We start from the raw sequence: 16,766 nt of genomic DNA, 5'->3' as shown, positions 1-16,766 counted from the left end.
GACCTGAACCAATATTGTTAACCCATTGCTTACATGTCGCAAACCGCAGGCGGGGAGAAATGGGAGCCTGAGCACCCTTTTCGGCGGCAGGCGGGAGGGAGGGGCAAAAAAAACCCCGCCGGAGCGGGGGGAGTCAGGTGGGATTAGCGCAAGGCGAGCTGGAAAATCAACGCCTCCGCCTGGCAGGCAAAGGCAAATGACATCTCCAGGCTGACGCCCTCGCCCTCCTCCACCATGCGGCTCTCAATCTGGCAGGGATCGGACTCCACCTGGCGCGCCTTTTCGGTCAGCGTGGCCTGCATCGCCTCGGCGGCGGCGCGGTCAGCGAAAGTGTGGCGGTAGGCGGCGGTGCAGTCAGTGTTGTCCATGACGGTGCCGACATCCACGCAGCAGCAGGCGGCGGTCTCTTCGGCATGGCAGGCTTGGGTTACATCAGACATAGGTCTACTCCTCGGCAAAACGTGATGGGGCCATCAGGGAATGGCACAGAAAGCGAAAAGATGGGTAAGATTTTACGCCTGCCGCCCCCGATCCACCAGCCCTTACTGTTTGCAGGGCTTTTATCCCGATCAATTGCCATGAAAATCCCCGCCGCGATCGGTCAGAAGTAAATAGTTCGCCCTTACTGAAAGAAAATTGTTGGTTGGATCTAACTTTTGTTATCAAAAGGGAAATAAGTGCAAAACAATATTGCAACACAAACCCTCGACAACCCTATAATTCGCTCACTGGTCTGATTTGTCAGGGACGTCCCCGCCCCTACAATCCGCGCTCCTTGTTACTTCATGTAACATTGCAAAAAATAAACACATAACTGAGGTTTTGGTCATGAACCAGAAAAACCTGTTTAAAAGAACCGCACTGGCAGCGGCTGTGGCACTGGTCTCCACCCAGGCGTATGCCGCAGGCTTTCTCCTGAACGAGTACTCCGCCGCCGGGCTGGGCCGTTCCTTCTCTGGCGAAGGGGCCATGGCGGACAACGCCGCCTCCGGCAGCCGCAACCCGGCAACCATGACCATGTTTGATCGCCCGGCCTTCTCCGTCGGCGCGATCTATATCGACCCGGATGTGGACATCAGCGGCTCCTCACCGCTGACCGGGGCGGACACCAGCTCCTCCAACATCGCGCCCGCCGAGTGGATCCCGAACATCCACTTCATCATGCCGCTGGATGACCAGTGGTCAGTGGGCGCCTCCGTCACCTCCAACTATGGCCTCGCCACCGAGTTCAACAGCGGTTACGCCGCTGGCCCGTTGGGCGGCAAGACCGAGCTGAAGACCGCCAACTTCAACCTGAGCACCGCTTACCGCTTCAACCGCCACTTCAGTTTTGGCGTGGGCTTTGACGCGGTCTACGCGCGCGCCAAGATTGAGCGCACCGCTGGCGAGGCGGGCGTGCTCTCCAGCCGTGGCCTGATCTCGGCGGATACCCAGATCGCCCGCCTGAAGGGTGACGAGTGGGGCTATGGCTGGAACGCGGGCCTGCTGTATGAGGTGGATGACAATAACCGCTACAGCCTGACCTACCGCTCGAAGGTGGACATCGACTTTGACGGCGACTACAGCAATGAGCTGCCGAGGTTGCTGGGCGGTACCGGCGGTAGCACCATCCCCGGCGCGCTGACGCTCAACCTGCCAGAGATGTGGGAAGTGTCGGGCTACAACCGCGTGGCGCCGCAGTGGGCGATCCACTACAGCCTGACCTACACCAGCTGGAGCCAGTTCCAGCAGCTGAAGGCCACCGGCACCCAAGGCCAGACGCTGTTCGAGAAGCACGAAGGCTTCCGCGACGCCTACCGTCTGGCGCTCGGTACCACCTACTACCATGATGACAACTGGACCTTCCGCGCCGGTATTGCCTTCGATGACAGCCCGATCCCCGCGCAGAACCGCACCATCTCCATCCCGGATCAGGATCGCTTCTGGCTGAGCGCTGGCACCACCTACGCCTTCAACCGCGATGCCTCGGTGGACGTGGGTGTCTCCTATATGCACGGCAAGAAAGTGCACATCAGCGAACAGGTCTCCGCCAGCCTGCCGAACTACGAGTTTGACTCCGAAGGCAAGGCGTGGCTCTACGGCGTGAACTTCAACTACCTGTTCTAGGTTGCCGCCCACAAAAAAAGCGCCCCGAGGGGCGCTTTTTTTATGCCAGCAGGCCGGTCACTGCGAGTCGATGTCATCCAGGTCGCCCTGGATCGCCGCCGCGTTCGGGTTGGTGGTCGGGGTGAGCTTGCCGCCATTCGCCAGGAAGTCGTGGCGCTGGAAGTAGGCCTCGCGCACCATCAGGTACGGATCGGAGGCGTTACGCAGCAGCCCATCGGAGTCCAGCAGCTGGGCGCGGGTTTCGATCCCCTCCACCGCCCACTTGCCGACCGACATCCAGAAGGTCAGGTAGCTGAGCGGCGGGTAGAGTTTGTCCACCCACTCGCCGCCATCCTCACGGATGGTGAAGCTGCCATAGCCCGGCAGTTCGACATAGGGGCCGTAGCCGACGCCGTAGTAGCCCAGCGTGCTGCCGAAGCGGTGCGGCTCCTCACGCGCCAGCTGGGGATTGGCCATGCCCGCGACGTCAATCAACCCGCCCATCCCAAGGATGGTGTTGAGGAAGAAGCGCGTGAAGTGCTTCGCCCCCTCATAGGGCTTGCCCTCGAGGAAGTAGTTCACCATCGTCGCTGGCTCATCCAGGTTGCTGGTGAAGTTGCTCAGCCCGTTACGCGCTGGCATCGGCACGTAGTCACGCCACGCCACGGCGACTGGCCGCACAATGTACGGGTCCAGCACGTCGTAGTTGAAGCTGAACATCGCCCGGTTGAAGCCCTCAAGCGGGTCAGACCGCCCTTGCTGATCCTTCTCAGGTGAACTGGCGCAGCCAACAAGCAGTACGCTGGCAAAGACCAGTCCAGACAGGCGGTAGTCCATTCTTTTCTCCCTATTCTTGGTGCGGGGCCTTATGGCACCTGCTGATTAATCTCAATGTTAACCTGTGGCTGCCCATCAAGCGACAGCAGCGCGCTGTCGCCAAACCACTCACCGGTGCGCGGCGCTGCCTGCCCCTCTGGCGAAATGCGTACCCTGACTTTGGCCTGATGTATGGAAGAAAGCAACCTTTCAGGCATCATTGCATTGGTATCATCAATAGTTAACTGTAGCGGGAAACGGCTGAGCGGGAGCCGTTTTACCGCTACCGGCACCGGGCTGTGGCCATCGGTCACGGAGAGGATCACCATCCCCTGTGCTGGCAACTGCCGGGCCGCCTCTGCGGAGAGCGTGACCGCCACCGCGAGCCGCGCATTATCCAGACCCGCCTTGGCACGCGCTTGGCTAATGCTGCGCTTTAACATGTCAACACGCGGATCGTCTGGCGGCAGCACGCGCAGCATCAGCGTCCACCCCTCCAGCGCCTTGCCATACTGCCCCTGTTGGAAAGCGTTGAGCGCCAGCAAATTGAGTACCCGCAGGTCAGCCGGGTTGGCTTCCCCCAGCTTGCGCAGGATCTGCTCCGCCTGCTTCTGCTGCTCGGCATCCGCGGAGCGGGTCAGCACCTCGGCGTAACTCAACTGCGCCTCGCGGTTTTCCGGTTGCAGCGCGTAGGCGCGGGCGAAGGCTTGGGTGGCGGTGTCGGCGTTGTCCAGCGCCACCCCGACCCGCCCCAGCAGCAGCCAGTCCGACACATTATCCGGTTGCTGTTGCAGCTCACTGCGCACGCCCAGCCCAAGGCGCGCCACTTCACCTGCCGTCAGCGGCGCGGCGTGCTCGTCCGCCACCCGCGCGCGCAGCGCTGGCAGATCGGCCACCGCCTGATGCCACTCCGCCACCTGTACCAGCCCACCACTCTTCAGGTAGAGGGCCATCGGCAGCAGCACCAGCACCAGCAGGCCGGGCATCAGCGTCCAGCGGCCAATCGGCCGGGCGGCGGAAGCGCGCGCCTGTCCGGGGATGTCCGCCAGCAGCGTCTCCTGCAACTCCTCAATCAGTTGCGGCTTGCCCTCCACCACGCCGTGCTGCTCATCGTGCGCCAGTTCGGCGAGGCGATGGTGGTAGAGCGCCTTGTTCAGGCTGTCGCGGGTCATCGGGGAGGAGTGGCCACGGCGCAGCACCGGCACCACCAACAGCGCGCCAGCCAGCACCAGCAGCAAAAAGATAATCAGCCAAAAAGCCATCAGTCAGGTGTCCTGTCAGAATCATTCAACAGTTGCGCCAGCCGCGCCCGCTCTTCGGGCGGCAGCAGGGCGGCGCGTTGCCGACGGCGCGCGCGGCCAAAGATCACGCCCGCGCCCAGCAACACAAACAGTATCGGCCCCACCCAGAGGATCAGGGTGGAGGGGGTAACCGGCGGTTCATAGGTGACGAAATTGCCGTAGCGCGCCACCATGTAATCGATAATTTGTTGGCGCGACTGCCCCTGCTCCATCAGCTGGTAGACCTTGTTGCGCATGTCCGCCGCAATCATCGAGTTGGAGTCGGCGATGCTGTTGTTCTGGCACTTCGGGCAGCGTAATTGGCCGGTCAGCTCGCGGTACTGCTGCTCCTGCTCGACGTTGGCGAAGTGGTAGGTATCGATGGCCGCCTGCACGCCGAAGCACAGCAGCAGCCCCAGCAGCAACATGAAACGCCTCATGACGCCCCCCCGCCGTAGCGGCGGTAGAGCGGCTCGACCTCACGCCGCCAGACCTCGGCATTCAGGTCGCCAGCGTGGCGGTAGCGGATCACCCCCTGGCCGTCGATCAGGAAGGTCTCCGGCGCGCCATAGACGCCCAGATCCAGCCCCAGCATCCCGTCGCCGTCATACAGGCTCAGGGCGTAGGGGTTGCCGAGGGTGTTGAGCCAGTTGACCGCCTTGGTGCGGTCATCCTTGTAGTTCAGCCCCACCACCCGCACGCCCTGCGCCGCCAGCGTGTTGAGGTACTGGTGCTCGGCGCGGCAGGTCGGGCACCAGGTGGCCCAGACGTTTAGCAGCAGCGGCTTGCCGTCGCGCAGTACCGTCTGGCTGTAGGTTTTGCCCGGCTCGGCCAGCGACTCCAGCTGGAACACCGGCACCGGTCGGCCAATCAGCGCCGACTCCAGCCGCGTCGGGTCGTCGCCGTGGGCGTTGCGCTGCAACTGCACCAAAAACGCCGCCGCCAGCAGCAGGAACAACACCAGTGGAATGAACAGCATCTTGCGCGTCATGCGCCCTCCCCTGCGGGCAGCGCCCGCTTTTTCATCCGGTAGCGCGGATCGAGGATGCAGAGCACCCCGCCCGCCGCCATCAACAGGCCGCCCAGCCAGATCCAGCGGACGAACGGTTTATAGTAGAGGCGTACCGCCCAGGCACCGTCGCCCAGCTCCTCGCCCAGTGCGGCGTAGAGATCCCGCACCAGCCCGCCGTCGATGGCCGCCTCGGTCATCATGCTGCGCGCCACGCTGTAGTAGCGCTTCTCGGCACGCAGCACCGTCACCGGCTTGCCATTTTCGCTGACGTCGATGATGCCCGCGCCGCCGCTGTAGTTGGGGCCACGGATGGCATGGACGTCGCGGAACACGAAGTGGTAGCCGCGGATGTCCACGCTGTCGCCCGCCTTCATCCGCACGTCGCGCTCGACGCTGTAATTCTGGCTGAAGGCGATGCCGATCACCGTCACCGCCACGCCGAGGTGGCCGAGCACCATGCCCCAGTGGCTGCGGGTGAGGGTCGTCAGGCCGCGCCAGAAGCTGTGGCGGTGGGTGGCGCGCTCATGCAGCTCCAGCAGGGTGAGCAGCGTCACCCACAGCGCCATCATCAGGCCGAGCACCGTCATGCCAGCGATGCGATCCTGCAACAGCCACGGCAGCAGCAGGGAGAGCAGCAGCGTCACCGCCAGCGAAGCCAGCAGCCGCCGGCGGAACTTGCCCGCGTCGTCGCGCCGCCAGCGTACCAGCGGCCCGATGCCCAGCAGCAGCGCCAGCGGGGCCATCAGGAAGGTGAACATGGTGTTGAAGAACGGCTCGCCAATCGAGATGCTGCCAAGGCCAAGCTGCTTGTGCACCAGCGGCAGCAGGGTGCCGAGCAGCACCACCAGCATCGCGGCAATCAGCAGCACGTTGTTGCCGAGCAGGAAACTCTCACGGGAGAACAGCTCATGGCGGCTGGGGCTGCGCACCTGCGCGCCACGCACCGCATAGAGCAGCAGCGAACTGCCAATCACAATCACCAGATAGGCGAGGATAAACATCCCGCGCTGCGGGTCAGAGGCAAAGGAGTGCACCGACACCAGCACGCCCGAGCGCACCAGGAAGGTGCCGAGCAGGCAGAGCGAGAAGGCGGTGATCGCCAGCAGCACCGTCCAGGCCTTGAAGGTGCCGCGTTTTTCGGTCACTGCCAGCGAGTGGATCAGCGCGGTGCCCGCCAGCCACGGCATAAAGGAGGCGTTCTCCACCGGATCCCAGAACCACCAGCCGCCCCAGCCCAGCTCATAGTAGGCCCACGCGGAGCCAAGCACGATGCCGATGGTCAGGAAGACCCAGGCCGCGGTAGTCCACGGGCGTGACCAGCGCGCCCAGGCGGTGTCGAGCCGACCAGCCATCAGCGAGGCGATGGCGAAGGCGAAGGCCACCGAGAAGCCGACGTAGCCCATGTAGAGCAGCGGCGGGTGGAAGATCAGGCCAATGTCCTGCAACAGCGGGTTGAGGTCGCTGCCATCGATCGGGAAGTCCGGCAGGGTGCGGGTAAAGGGGTTGGAGGTGAGGATAATGAACAGCAAAAAGCCGCCGCTGATCATCCCGAGCACCGACAGCACGCGCGCTACCGCATCCTGCGGCATCCGGCGGCTCAGCAGCGCCACCGCCAGCGTCCAGCCGCTCAGCATCAGCACCCACAGCAGCAGCGAGCCTTCATGCGCGCCCCAAGTGGCGGCGACGCGGTAGTAGACCGGCAGTTGGCTGTTGGAGTTGGTGGCGACGTAGGCCACGGTAAAGTCGTTCACCACAAAGGCGTGCACCAGAATGGCGAACGCCCCGGCGATGCAGGCAAACAGGCCATAGGCCAGCGGGCGGGCGGTGGCCATCATCCGCAGATCCTGACGCGCCGCGCCCCACTGCGGGTAGATGCTCAACAACAGGGCGATCGCCATCGCCAGACAGAGCAGGAAGCTGCCAATCTCAGGGATCATGCGTGGCCCCCGTCCGCCGCGCGGTACTGCGCCGCCGGCCCCTTGTGGTTCTGTTTCATCGCGTCAGCCACCTCCGGCGGCACATACTTCTCATCATGCTTGGCCAGCACCTGCTTGGCGTTGACCACGTTGCCCGGCTCCAGCACACCCTGCGCCACCACGCCCTGCCCCTCGCGGAACAGATCCGGCAGGATGCCGGTGTAAGTGACCTCAATCGCGCCGCGCGCGTCATACACCTTGAAGCGCACCTCCAGGCTCTGGCTGTCACGCTTGACCGATCCGGGCATCACCATGCCACCGATGCGCAGATGCTGCCCCGGCTCCGGCCGCTCATGCGCCTCGCCCTTGCCGTCGAGGATTTCGCTCGGCGTATAGAAGAGGTCGATGTTCGAGCGCAGCGCGTAGAGCACCAGCGCGGCGGTCAGGCCAAGGCCGACCAGCACCGCCAGCGCCAGATAGAGCCGGTTTTTGCGGCGTGGGTTCATGGTGCACCCTCCTGTGCTGGCGTGTCACGGGCGTGGCGGATGCGTGCCGCACGCGCCTCACGGCGGCGGATGGCGTCAATCAGCCGGTGGCGCTGCCAGACGGTGTGCAGCACCAGCGCCAGCAGTGCCAGCAGGGTGACGGCCACCGAGAGCCAGACGTAGAAGGCGTAGCCGCCCATCGCAAAAAAGGCGTGCCAGGAAGGGAATGCGGCGCTCATGGGCGGCTCCTGCGTGCAAAAAGGGATAAGGCCCACGGGCGGTGGCTCTCCTGCTGCAAGATCAGATTGCGCAGGCGCAGCAGCGCCAGGGTAATAAAGAAGAGCAGGTAGCCAGCAATCGCCCAGCGCAGCGGGTAACGCATACTCGGGTCAATGGTCTGCTGCATGTTGGTGGAGCCTTGGTGCAGGGTGTTCCACCACTGCACCGAGTAGTGGATGATGGGGATATTGACGATGCCGACCAGCACCAGAATGCCAGCGGCGCGGCCCGCCAGCCGGCGATCCTCGAAAGCATGGTAGAGGGCAATCACCCCCAGATAGAGGAACAGCAGCACCAGCTCGGAAGTGAGGCGCGCGTCCCAGATCCACCAGGTGCCCCACATCGGCTTGCCCCAGGCGGAGCCGGTCACCAGCGCAATCAGCGTGAATACCGCGCCGACCGGTGCCATCGCTGCCACCACCAGATTCGCCATCTTCATCTGCCACACCAGCGCCACGAAGGCGGCGGTGGCCATCGCGCTGTAGATGCCCATGGACCAGATGGCGGCCGGCACATGGATATACATAATCCGGTAGCTTTCGCCCTGCTGGTAGTCCGACGGGGCGAATCCAAAGCCCCAGATCCAGCCAATCCCTAAGCAGATCGCGCCTGCCAGCCCAAACCAGGGCGCGAAACGGCCGCACAGGTGGTAGAGCCGATCCGGCTTACCGAGTTGATGTATCCATTTCCACATTGTTAAGTGCTCGTCGTCATGTTCCAAAGTGTCGGCGCCCGCCCGGAAAGGGTGCGGCGGCATACGGCCAGGCCGTTGCCGCTCTTGTCAGGCGTCAGGGTGTTGCAGGCGCCCGGCGCGAACCGGGCAAGCTTGTCAAATCAGTGCACGCTGATGCGCAGCGCGGCGGCGGTGGCGAAGGGAGCCAGCGTCAGACTGCCAGCCAGCATCGCCCCCAGCACCGCCAGATAGCCATCAATCGCCAGGCCGCTGGCCGCCGCCTCCACCGCGCCGCTGGCAAAGATCAGCACCGGGATGTAGAGCGGCAACACCAGCAGGCTCAGCAGTACCCCGCCCTTGCGCAGCCCCACTGTCAGCGCACTGCCGATGGCGCCAATAAAGCTCAGGGTCGGCGTGCCGAGCAGCAGCGTCAGCGCCAGCGCCCGCCAGGTGGCCATGTCCAGCGACAGCAGCAGCGCCGCCAGCGGTGAGAGCAGCAGTAGCGGCAAACCCGTCACCAGCCAGTGGGCGCACACCTTGCCCGCCACCGTCACTGGCAGCGGCGTTGGCAGCAGCAGCAACTGCTCCAGCGAGCCATCCATAAAGTCGTCGCGGAACAGCCGCTCCAGCGACAGCAGCGCCGCCAGCAGCGCCGCGACCCACACCACGCCGGGGGCGATGCGCGCCAGCAACTGCGGCTCCGGGCCGATGCCCAGCGGGAAGAGCGTAATGACAATCAGGAAAAACCAGAGCGGGTTGACGATCTCCGCGCGGTGGCGGAAGGCCAGCGTCAGTTCACGCCGCAACAATACGGCAAACATCATGCAGGCTCCGTCTGGGTCAGGCGGATGCTGCGCACGGCCTGCCGCACGCCCGGCAGATCCTGATGGGTGGTGAGCAGCACCATGCCACCGCGCGCCGCCTGCCGCTCAAACAGCGCCACCAGCGAGGCCACGCCCTGACGGTCGATGGCGGTCAGCGGCTCATCCAGCACCCATAGCGTGGCCTGACTCAGCCACAACCGCGCCAGTGCCACCCGACGCTGCTGGCCAGCCGAGAGTTGCGCCACCGGCACCTCCTCATAGCCCAGCAGCCCCACCTGCTCCAGCGCCTGCCAGATCGCCGGGTGATCCGGTTTACCTATCGCCGACTGATAGAACGCCAGGTTCTCAAAAGGGGTCAGCAGTGACTTCACGCCCGGCTGGTGGCCAAGGAACAGCATCTGGCGGTGGAAGGTGTCACGCGCCTTGCGTACCGGTTCACCTTGCCAGCGCACTTCGCCGCTCTCCGGCTGCGCCAGCCCGGCCATAATCCGTAACAGCGTGGTCTTCCCGGCGCCGTTCTGGCCTTCAACCTGAACGATCTCGCCTGCGGTAATGTTAAAACTCAGTTGACTGAACAGGCTCCGCTCATCACGGACGCAGCTCAGTTGCACGGCTTCAAGCATTGGGAAAACTCGCCTCTTTTTTTGGGAGCGCGAATCATAGCACAAGCCGCAAGGCGCTCGTAGCCTGCCTTGGCAGGGTTTGCCTATCAGTCAGAACCGATTCCATCCAATCTTGCCCACAATGGTGAGTTTTTCCTCAAAGTTAAGATCCTGTTACTTTTTTTATTAATTCTGGTAACGCTTTATGCACCGCCCCAGCACCGTTTGTGAAATCACCTATGCTTAAGCCACAGGGCCTGCGCCCTGCCCTTTCACCCGCCGGTCAGGCGGGCATTTCACCTTATGGGAACCTTTATGACGCAGCAAAAAAATAACCCACGCCAGCATGGCGAGCCTGATGATGAGCAGAACGTGGACAGTGAAGAGGAGGAGCAAGGCACCGAGATAGAGGTGGATGAGGAGAACCTGCCGTCACGGGCGGCAGCGATCCACGAGCAGATCCGCATGGAGGGAGAGAAGGAGCTGGAGCGTGACAGCATGGCGCTGCTCTGGTCAGCGATTGCCGCGGGCCTGTCGATTGCCGCCTCCTTGCTGGCGAAGGGGATTGTGCACGCCGAGCTGCCCGACACCCCGGCGCGCTTTTTCCTGGAGAACCTCGGTTACACCGTTGGCTTTATCATCGTCATCATGGCGCGCCAGCAGCTGTTTACCGAGAACACCGTGACGGCGGTGCTGCCGGTGATGCACAAGCCGACGCTCAACAACCTGGGGATGCTGTTCCGGCTCTGGGGCTGGGTGCTACTCGGCAACCTGATTGGCGGTGCCTGTGCGGCGCTGGCCTTCCACTACCTGCCCGTCTTTGATGAGCCGCTCAACCGTGCCTTTATTGCCGTCAGTGAGGAGGTGATGCAGAACAGTGCCGGGGAGATGTTTACCAAGGGCATCCTCTCTGGCTGGCTGATTGCCACCATGGTCTGGATGTTCCCCTCCGCCGGGGCCGCCAAGCTATGGATCATCGTGCTGATGACCTATCTGGTGGGGATTGGCGACCTGACGCATATCGTGGTGGGTTCGGTGGAGATTCTCTATCTGGTGTTCGCTGGCGTGATCCCGTGGTACGAGTTCTTCTTCCCCTTCGCCATCCCGGTACTGCTTGGCAACATCATCGGCGGCACCTTTATCTTCGCCATGATCAGCCATGCACAGATCCGCAATGACATGAGCACGGAAGCCAAGGCCAAAGCCAAGGCGGAGCAGAAAAAGCGCGAAAAAGAGTAAGAGAAGCAGCGGTAACGTGCACGGGCCAGCGCGCCCCCCGCGCCCAAAAGTGGCGAGGGAATAAGCAAACGCACCGACCAACGCTTATACACCAGCAAAAAATGGGTATAATGCCCGCCGGACGGCCCCACGCTGTCCGGTTGTCCCCTTAGTTAAATGGATATAACGAGCCCCTCCTAAGGGCTAGTTGCAGGTTCGATTCCTGCAGGGGACGCCACTTAGTTACTGCCTACCTGCTTCTCTATCTGTTTCTGCTCTCACTGTGTACTTTAGCTTTAAAGCATGTCGCCATTATCTACTGCAACGCCTGAAACCCTTACTGCGCCTTTCAAGCGCCAATTGAGTGGGGAACCATTCCCAACTTTCTCCTGTTTATAAAAAAACTCATTATTTATCTGAACACTCTCTTTTTCTAATGTTGTTAAGCCCGGCACAAACCTCTTAATTAACTCGATGAAAAAATTAATGTTGTAGATAAAAAGTGATGTTTAATCCTTTCAAGTCGATTCTTTTACCCTTATTTTTATCCGTCCAATCCATCCATAATCAAATATGCCGTGTAAAAGTCGCGAGATAACAGCGTCCTTATAAAGCTTTAAAGCTGATAGGGATTGCTCATTTAAGTAGGTATTTACTCCCCTCATCAATAATAGGCTGGTGGATGGTGTGGGTTCCCATCCTCACACTGCGGCCCTAATGCCTCTCCTTGCAATCGGAGAATAGCTAACTCTCCTCCCCGACACTCAGATCGTTGCCACTCAGGCTTCACGTCTCATTGACAGTGTCCCCCTTCTTTGGGTAAATGCAAAACGGCGACAATTTTTCACCATTTTTTTACTCATTGCTTACAATAAGATGTCGATTTTCAACCTGCTAAGGCATTGCCATAAAGCTAATCCAATAAAATCAGTATGATAACTATCTGGTCAGCCTCAGATGTTCAAGATGTTAACTGGTTAGGGTATGGCACTTAGCAATGACCAGTAGGGTCATCACAAAAATCTTTATAAGCAGAGCATCAGAAAATTCTTATTAATTTGATAACTTCAGTGCATGGATAAAATATGAACAAGCTTGACCGGGCGACCTGGTACACATTTTTCGCGGCTATTCTCTCCTATATTCTGGTTTATGGGTTTGAGCTGACCCATTTCACCCTCTCTATCGACGAGGAAAATACCGATAACGTTATGGCCACCCTGACTACCGGCCGGTGGGGCCATGCATTGTTGCGTGAATTCATTTTTCCTGAACCCTATGCCCCTTTTTTCACCCTGGCATTGGCACTGATTCTGATGTCTTTTGCCTCCGTCGTGATCTGCCGTTATCTGAGATTGGATACGCTGCATGCGATCTTTTTCTCCGTTCTGATTGCTGCCCTCCCGCAGCTGGCTTATCAGTTCGAGTTCCAAAATCAGGCGGAAACAGTGGCGCTGGCGATCTTGAGCTGTGCGGCGTCGATGCATTTTGCAGGCAAAGGCGGTATTAAAAACGCTGCCGCTTTTGTGGCGCTGACTATCGTTACCCTTTCGGTTTATCAATCCCTATTCCTGATTGGCGCATCGCTGATCTGTATCCGAATGGCGTTTGATTTTTATCGTAATGAGATTACGCCCAAAGCGTGCTTTAAACAGATTGCTCTCTATATCGTGCTGGTAGGCGTGTCACTGGTCTTTAACAGCCTAATCACTAAATTCCTTATCGCGCTCTATCACACCTCCGCCTCAAGTTACCTGTCCGCCATGATAGGCTGGGGCAAGCATGATACCCACACCATCGTGCATGAAGTCCTGTACCTGATTGCCAACTATTTCTCAGCACCAGCCCCCTATGGGCTGCGCATGTTCTCCGTTACCCTGCTCGCCTTTGTGATAATTATCCTGGCCTCCTTCTGGTCAGGCCGGAGAGCGTTTTATATCACCCTGTTCTCCCTGGCGGCTTTGGCGTCGCCTTTTATCCTGAATGTGCTGTTGGGTTCCTATCTGCCACCGCGCACCATGACGCAACTGCCTGCGGTGTTTGCCGGATTAATTACGCTGGCTATTATGGCCCTGCGCAGTAAAACCTTGGGCATAGCTGTATGCGCCATTCTGCTTGCCTGCGGCTCTGCGGCTTCTAACCAACTGTTCTATAGTGATTACATGGCTCGGGCCAGCGATGAACATGCGGCAAAAATGATGCTGGATACGATCTACCAGAAGTATCCACAGTTCGATATTGATAAAAACCCGGTCTTTTTCTATGGTGCCTATGAGCCTAAAAACATCTGGAAACTGCCCAGGGCTGATACCTTTGGCGCATCATTCTTCCGTTGGGATGGCGGCAATAATAATCGTATCTATAACTATTTTAAGATCAGCAACATTGCCGATTTCCTGCGCCCCTCACCTGAGCAGGTTGATCGGGCTATCGCTGACGGCACAGACATGGCGTCATGGCCTAACCGCAATGCCGTAGCAATGAAACAGGGCGTGGTCATCGTGAAGATTGGCCCGGTGTTGAGTCCCTATAACCGGTAAGCACGTGCTGGAGAAGCTGACATGGCTTCTCTCGCTCTGCAATAGGGCCTGACGCTATGCACAGTCAGGCCCTATTTACTGGCCCCACCTGTTCAACAAGGTTTCTCGTCATATTCGGGCAGAAATGCACGCGTGAACCGATACCATCCCAATATTTAACGACATTTCAGTAAAAACCGGTTTATCTCTGATATCATTTGGAGAAATTAATACGTCCATTTTAAATATAGTGTTCATTATTAGCAGCAATAGACAGCGGAAAAAAGAACAGTTTTACTGGTAGGTAGTTAACCAGAATAAAAACAGGGTTAATAGGTGCATTAAAGATAGGGAGAATAGCGGAGGGTTACCCAACCATGTGATGGCGGCAACCCCCGGTGGTATAGAGAAATAATGTGTGACGAAAGAGGAGTGCACATCCCTGCAAGGCAACAGGTTGAATGAATAACGCGCAAATAGCTTGGGCTGTTATTGCCGCTGGATTTAGTCCGCCAGCCAACTAATACTTTCATCATGGATAAGATGATGAAACTTTTGAATATCCTCTTGAGTTACTGCATGACCGCAGTCACAACATACATAGACAGGAGATGTACCAGAAACTTTAGATTGGTCCAAAGACTCAAAATCTTCACCTCCACAATGCTGACAGATGAAGTAAAAATTATTCATGTACCTCACTCATAAAAAAGCGTCACGCGGGCGTTGGGAAATAACGCAAGCGGTGACCATTGTGTTGACATTGCTACCCCAGCCTGCAAAACCATTATCAGTTTTTTTGTGGGCGAACCCGGCACTGATTTTTGGTGCGGCGTTTGTTCGGTACTGCCTCACTGAACCACTACTTTTTCCATGGTGAAGGGATACACTGCTGCATCAGGCCCGCTGCCAGCCGAGGCCAGCGTGGTAACCTTTTAAGCGTAAACGGAAAATGGGATTTCTGCCTGCCATCCTGTCCACCCACTCCCATTTAGCAGTGTAAGGATTAAAAAATTTCATGGTGATTCAGGGAAATCCGACCCTCAACCTGCCTGAAATTTTTTCCCAATGTCGGGAACCACCATAAGAGCGCTCTATTTTATACAGATCGGCAGAGTAGTTTTAATTAAAATTCATAATAGTTTGTCTATGTTCTAAACCCTTTTGCGCTAACAACTGTTGAAAAACCAACGGTTATCCCAAATTTTCAGATGTTAAAAGCTTTAACCAAGCTAATAAGTCACAATCATAACTATATTTTTTCTATAAATGGACTGGTGATCCATCCAGAAACGCTAATCTTTTGCTTTTTTGTGAGGGCGCTAAAGTTTCGGGTGGCACGGCCGATACTCACTGCATCCGCTCTCAGCAAGATAATCAACATGATGAGTCGTCGCCTGACCTGGCTGTGCATTTTTACCTTTTGTATTCTGTTTTGGGCTGTGATCTTCTCCCTGATATAACCCCTCGCGCGCTGCGCAGAGCGGCAGGATCAGTGGGAGGTTCAGGGTCGTCGCAGCCTGACCGGCTGTTTTTTTTTGATGCGCCGTAACCCAGGTGGCCGGCGTGTATTCAGGAGTGAGATGTGAAATATCTGTTTATGGGCCTCTCTTTTATGATGGCGCTGTGGTTGGGCACCTTCATCATGCTGCTTGAGTAGAGAGGCTGGGGGCGGCGTGCCGCCCCCGATGGCATCAGGGTTTGGTACCCTCGGTGTGGCGGGTGGCTGGCAGCAGACCATCTGCTCGGAACATCGCCTTGATGCCGCGCACCGCCTGGCGGATGCGATCCTGATTCTCGATCAGGGCAAAGCGCACGTGGGTATCGCCATAGTCACCAAAGCCAATGCCGGGCGAGACGCACACCTTGGCCTCCGCCAGCAGCTTTTTCGCGAACTCCAGTGACCCCAGGTGGGCATAGGGTTCGGGAATTTTCGCCCAGACATACATCGACGCCTTGGGGTTCTCGACCATCCAGCCCGCCTCATGCAGCCCACGCACCAGTACATTGCGCCGCTGGCGGTACTGCTCGGCAATGTCCCGCACGCACTGTTGGTCTCCCTCCAGCGCGGCGATCGCCGCCACCTGAAGCGGCGTAAAGGTGCCGTAGTCATGGTAGCTCTTGATGCGCGCCAGCGCGCTCACCAGCTCTGGGTTGCCCACCATAAAGCCGACCCGCCAGCCCGCCATGTTGTAGCTTTTGGAGAGGGTGAAGAACTCCACCGCAATATCCTTCGCGCCCGGCACCTGCATGATCGAGGGAGCCGTCCAGCCATCGTAGACGATATCGGCATAGGCCAGATCATGCACCACCAGCACGTCATACTGTTTCGCCAGCGCCACCACCCGCTCAAAGAAATCCAGCTCCACGCACTGCGCGGTCGGGTTGGAGGGGAAGCCGAGGATCATCATTTTGGGGCGCGGAATCGACTCGCGGATCGCCCTCTCCAGCTCGCCAAAGAAGTCCACGCCCTCAGTCAGCGGCACCGATCGCACCTGCGCGCCAGCAATCACCGCGCCATAGATATGGATCGGGTAGCTCGGGTTCGGCACCAGCACGGTGTCGCCGTGATCCAGCGTCGCCAGCATCAGGTGCGCCAGCCCCTCTTTCGAGCCGATAGTGACGATCGCCTCACTCTCCGGGTCAATCTCCACCTGATAGCGGTCGGCGTACCAGCGGGAGATGGCGCGGCGCAGGCGTGGGATGCCGCGCGAGGTGGAGTAGCCGTGGGTGTCATCACGCTGGGCGACGGTGCAGAGCTTCTCCACAATATGCGGCGGCGTGGCGCCATCCGGGTTGCCCATGCTGAAGTCGATGATGTCTTCACCACGGCGGCGCGCCGCCATTTTCAGTTCAGCGGTGATGTTGAAGACGTAGGGGGGAAGGCGATCAATACGGGTAAAACGGCGTAATGCGCGGGATTCAGCCATGATTTCCTCTTGTACGTAGGCGCCCGGACCGTCCGAGCGACGTGGGCCGCACTCATGCGGCCGAAACCTGACCATATCGCAGCAAAAATCGCCTGTCGAGGCGCTGGCAAGCCACTTTTTACAATCA

15 protein-coding genes and 1 tRNA gene are annotated in these 16,766 nt (G+C 59.1%); 4 read left to right on the top strand and 12 right to left on the bottom strand.

Going from position 1 to position 16,766, the window contains the following annotated elements:
- Nucleotides 1-143 precede the first annotated feature (143 nt).
- Nucleotides 144-440: a YfcZ/YiiS family protein gene (locus C1N62_RS04765; RefSeq protein ID WP_137762544.1), complete on the bottom strand. Its 297-nt coding sequence runs from the start codon at nt 438-440 to the stop codon at nt 144-146.
- Between the two features lie 388 nt (nt 441-828).
- Here C1N62_RS04765 and fadL point away from each other — a divergent pair, with 388 nt between their 5' ends.
- Nucleotides 829-2,106 (top strand): long-chain fatty acid transporter FadL, encoded by a 1,278-nt coding sequence (gene fadL / locus C1N62_RS04760; RefSeq protein ID WP_137762543.1) that lies wholly within the window; start codon nt 829-831, stop codon nt 2,104-2,106.
- Between the two features lie 57 nt (nt 2,107-2,163).
- Here the strand turns inward: fadL and mlaA are convergent, their stop codons facing one another.
- The 10 genes from mlaA to ccmA all read right to left on the bottom strand — a co-directional run bounded on the left by mlaA (nt 2,164) and on the right by ccmA (nt 9,993).
- Nucleotides 2,164-2,922: a phospholipid-binding lipoprotein MlaA gene (gene mlaA / locus C1N62_RS04755; protein WP_137762542.1), complete on the bottom strand. Its 759-nt coding sequence runs from the start codon at nt 2,920-2,922 to the stop codon at nt 2,164-2,166.
- 29 nt (nt 2,923-2,951) lie between these two features.
- A complete protein-coding gene (gene ccmI / locus C1N62_RS04750) occupies nt 2,952-4,163 on the bottom strand; it encodes a c-type cytochrome biogenesis protein CcmI (protein WP_137762541.1) in 1,212 nt (403 codons plus the stop codon).
- Nucleotides 4,163-4,621: a cytochrome c-type biogenesis protein gene (locus tag C1N62_RS04745; RefSeq protein ID WP_137762540.1), complete on the bottom strand. Its 459-nt coding sequence runs from the start codon at nt 4,619-4,621 to the stop codon at nt 4,163-4,165. Before C1N62_RS04745 ends, ccmI begins: the two co-directional genes overlap by 1 nt.
- Nucleotides 4,618-5,172, bottom strand: coding sequence for a DsbE family thiol:disulfide interchange protein (locus tag C1N62_RS04740; protein WP_137762539.1), 555 nt, complete (start codon nt 5,170-5,172; stop codon nt 4,618-4,620). The genes C1N62_RS04745 and C1N62_RS04740 overlap by 4 nt, the downstream gene beginning before the upstream one ends.
- Complete coding sequence (locus C1N62_RS04735; protein WP_137762538.1) at nt 5,169-7,130, bottom strand: heme lyase CcmF/NrfE family subunit; 1,962 nt, start codon at nt 7,128-7,130, stop codon at nt 5,169-5,171. The genes C1N62_RS04740 and C1N62_RS04735 overlap by 4 nt, the downstream gene beginning before the upstream one ends.
- A complete protein-coding gene (ccmE, locus tag C1N62_RS04730) occupies nt 7,127-7,615 on the bottom strand; it encodes a cytochrome c maturation protein CcmE (RefSeq protein ID WP_137762537.1) in 489 nt (162 codons plus the stop codon). The genes C1N62_RS04735 and ccmE overlap by 4 nt, the downstream gene beginning before the upstream one ends.
- Nucleotides 7,612-7,833 (bottom strand): heme exporter protein CcmD, encoded by a 222-nt coding sequence (gene ccmD, locus C1N62_RS04725; RefSeq protein ID WP_137762536.1) that lies wholly within the window; start codon nt 7,831-7,833, stop codon nt 7,612-7,614. The genes ccmE and ccmD overlap by 4 nt, the downstream gene beginning before the upstream one ends.
- Nucleotides 7,830-8,567 carry a heme ABC transporter permease gene (locus C1N62_RS04720; protein ID WP_137762535.1) on the bottom strand — a complete coding sequence of 246 codons (738 nt, stop codon included), beginning with the start codon at nt 8,565-8,567 and terminating at the stop codon, nt 7,830-7,832. The genes ccmD and C1N62_RS04720 overlap by 4 nt, the downstream gene beginning before the upstream one ends.
- Nucleotides 8,568-8,707: 140 nt before the next feature.
- Complete coding sequence (gene ccmB / locus C1N62_RS04715) at nt 8,708-9,367, bottom strand: heme exporter protein CcmB (protein ID WP_137764904.1); 660 nt, start codon at nt 9,365-9,367, stop codon at nt 8,708-8,710.
- Complete coding sequence (gene ccmA, locus C1N62_RS04710) at nt 9,367-9,993, bottom strand: cytochrome c biogenesis heme-transporting ATPase CcmA (protein ID WP_137762534.1); 627 nt, start codon at nt 9,991-9,993, stop codon at nt 9,367-9,369. The genes ccmB and ccmA overlap by 1 nt, the downstream gene beginning before the upstream one ends.
- 294 nt (nt 9,994-10,287) lie before the next feature.
- Here ccmA and C1N62_RS04705 point away from each other — a divergent pair, with 294 nt between their 5' ends.
- From C1N62_RS04705 to C1N62_RS04695, 3 genes are all read left to right on the top strand, one after another.
- Complete coding sequence (locus tag C1N62_RS04705; RefSeq protein ID WP_137762533.1) at nt 10,288-11,211, top strand: formate/nitrite transporter family protein; 924 nt, start codon at nt 10,288-10,290, stop codon at nt 11,209-11,211.
- A gap of 142 nt (nt 11,212-11,353) precedes the next feature.
- Nucleotides 11,354-11,428: transfer RNA gene (locus C1N62_RS04700), tRNA-Arg, on the top strand.
- A gap of 847 nt (nt 11,429-12,275) precedes the next feature.
- Complete coding sequence (locus C1N62_RS04695) at nt 12,276-13,730, top strand: glucosyltransferase domain-containing protein (RefSeq protein ID WP_137762532.1); 1,455 nt, start codon at nt 12,276-12,278, stop codon at nt 13,728-13,730.
- Between the two features lie 1,673 nt (nt 13,731-15,403).
- Here C1N62_RS04695 and alaC read toward each other — a convergent pair.
- On the bottom strand, nt 15,404-16,639 hold the full coding sequence (gene alaC, locus C1N62_RS04685; RefSeq protein ID WP_137762531.1) for an alanine transaminase: 1,236 nt from the start codon (nt 16,637-16,639) through the stop codon (nt 15,404-15,406).
- Between the last annotated feature and the right edge of the window lie 127 nt (nt 16,640-16,766).

Origin of the sequence: Nissabacter sp. SGAir0207 (genome assembly GCF_005491205.1) — a bacterium.
GTDB lineage: Bacteria > Pseudomonadota > Gammaproteobacteria > Enterobacterales > Enterobacteriaceae > Chimaeribacter.
This window is presented reverse-complemented; position numbering and strand designations above follow the sequence as displayed.

Excerpts from the sequence above, each read along its gene's own strand:
- C1N62_RS04765 (WP_137762544.1), bottom strand. The coding sequence starts at position 440 with ATGTCTGATGTAACCCAAGCCTGCCATGCCGAAGAGACCGCCGCCTGC.
- fadL (WP_137762543.1), top strand. The coding sequence starts at position 829 with ATGAACCAGAAAAACCTGTTTAAAAGAACCGCACTGGCAGCGGCTGTG.
- mlaA (WP_137762542.1), bottom strand. The coding sequence starts at position 2,922 with ATGGACTACCGCCTGTCTGGACTGGTCTTTGCCAGCGTACTGCTTGTT.
- ccmI (WP_137762541.1), bottom strand. The coding sequence starts at position 4,163 with ATGGCTTTTTGGCTGATTATCTTTTTGCTGCTGGTGCTGGCTGGCGCG.
- C1N62_RS04745 (WP_137762540.1), bottom strand. The coding sequence starts at position 4,621 with ATGAGGCGTTTCATGTTGCTGCTGGGGCTGCTGCTGTGCTTCGGCGTG.
- C1N62_RS04740 (WP_137762539.1), bottom strand. The coding sequence starts at position 5,172 with ATGACGCGCAAGATGCTGTTCATTCCACTGGTGTTGTTCCTGCTGCTG.
- C1N62_RS04735 (WP_137762538.1), bottom strand. The coding sequence starts at position 7,130 with ATGATCCCTGAGATTGGCAGCTTCCTGCTCTGTCTGGCGATGGCGATC.
- ccmE (WP_137762537.1), bottom strand. The coding sequence starts at position 7,615 with ATGAACCCACGCCGCAAAAACCGGCTCTATCTGGCGCTGGCGGTGCTG.
- ccmD (WP_137762536.1), bottom strand. The coding sequence starts at position 7,833 with ATGAGCGCCGCATTCCCTTCCTGGCACGCCTTTTTTGCGATGGGCGGC.
- C1N62_RS04720 (WP_137762535.1), bottom strand. The coding sequence starts at position 8,567 with ATGTGGAAATGGATACATCAACTCGGTAAGCCGGATCGGCTCTACCAC.
- ccmB (WP_137764904.1), bottom strand. The coding sequence starts at position 9,367 with ATGTTTGCCGTATTGTTGCGGCGTGAACTGACGCTGGCCTTCCGCCAC.
- ccmA (WP_137762534.1), bottom strand. The coding sequence starts at position 9,993 with ATGCTTGAAGCCGTGCAACTGAGCTGCGTCCGTGATGAGCGGAGCCTG.
- C1N62_RS04705 (WP_137762533.1), top strand. The coding sequence starts at position 10,288 with ATGACGCAGCAAAAAAATAACCCACGCCAGCATGGCGAGCCTGATGAT.
- C1N62_RS04695 (WP_137762532.1), top strand. The coding sequence starts at position 12,276 with ATGAACAAGCTTGACCGGGCGACCTGGTACACATTTTTCGCGGCTATT.
- alaC (WP_137762531.1), bottom strand. The coding sequence starts at position 16,639 with ATGGCTGAATCCCGCGCATTACGCCGTTTTACCCGTATTGATCGCCTT.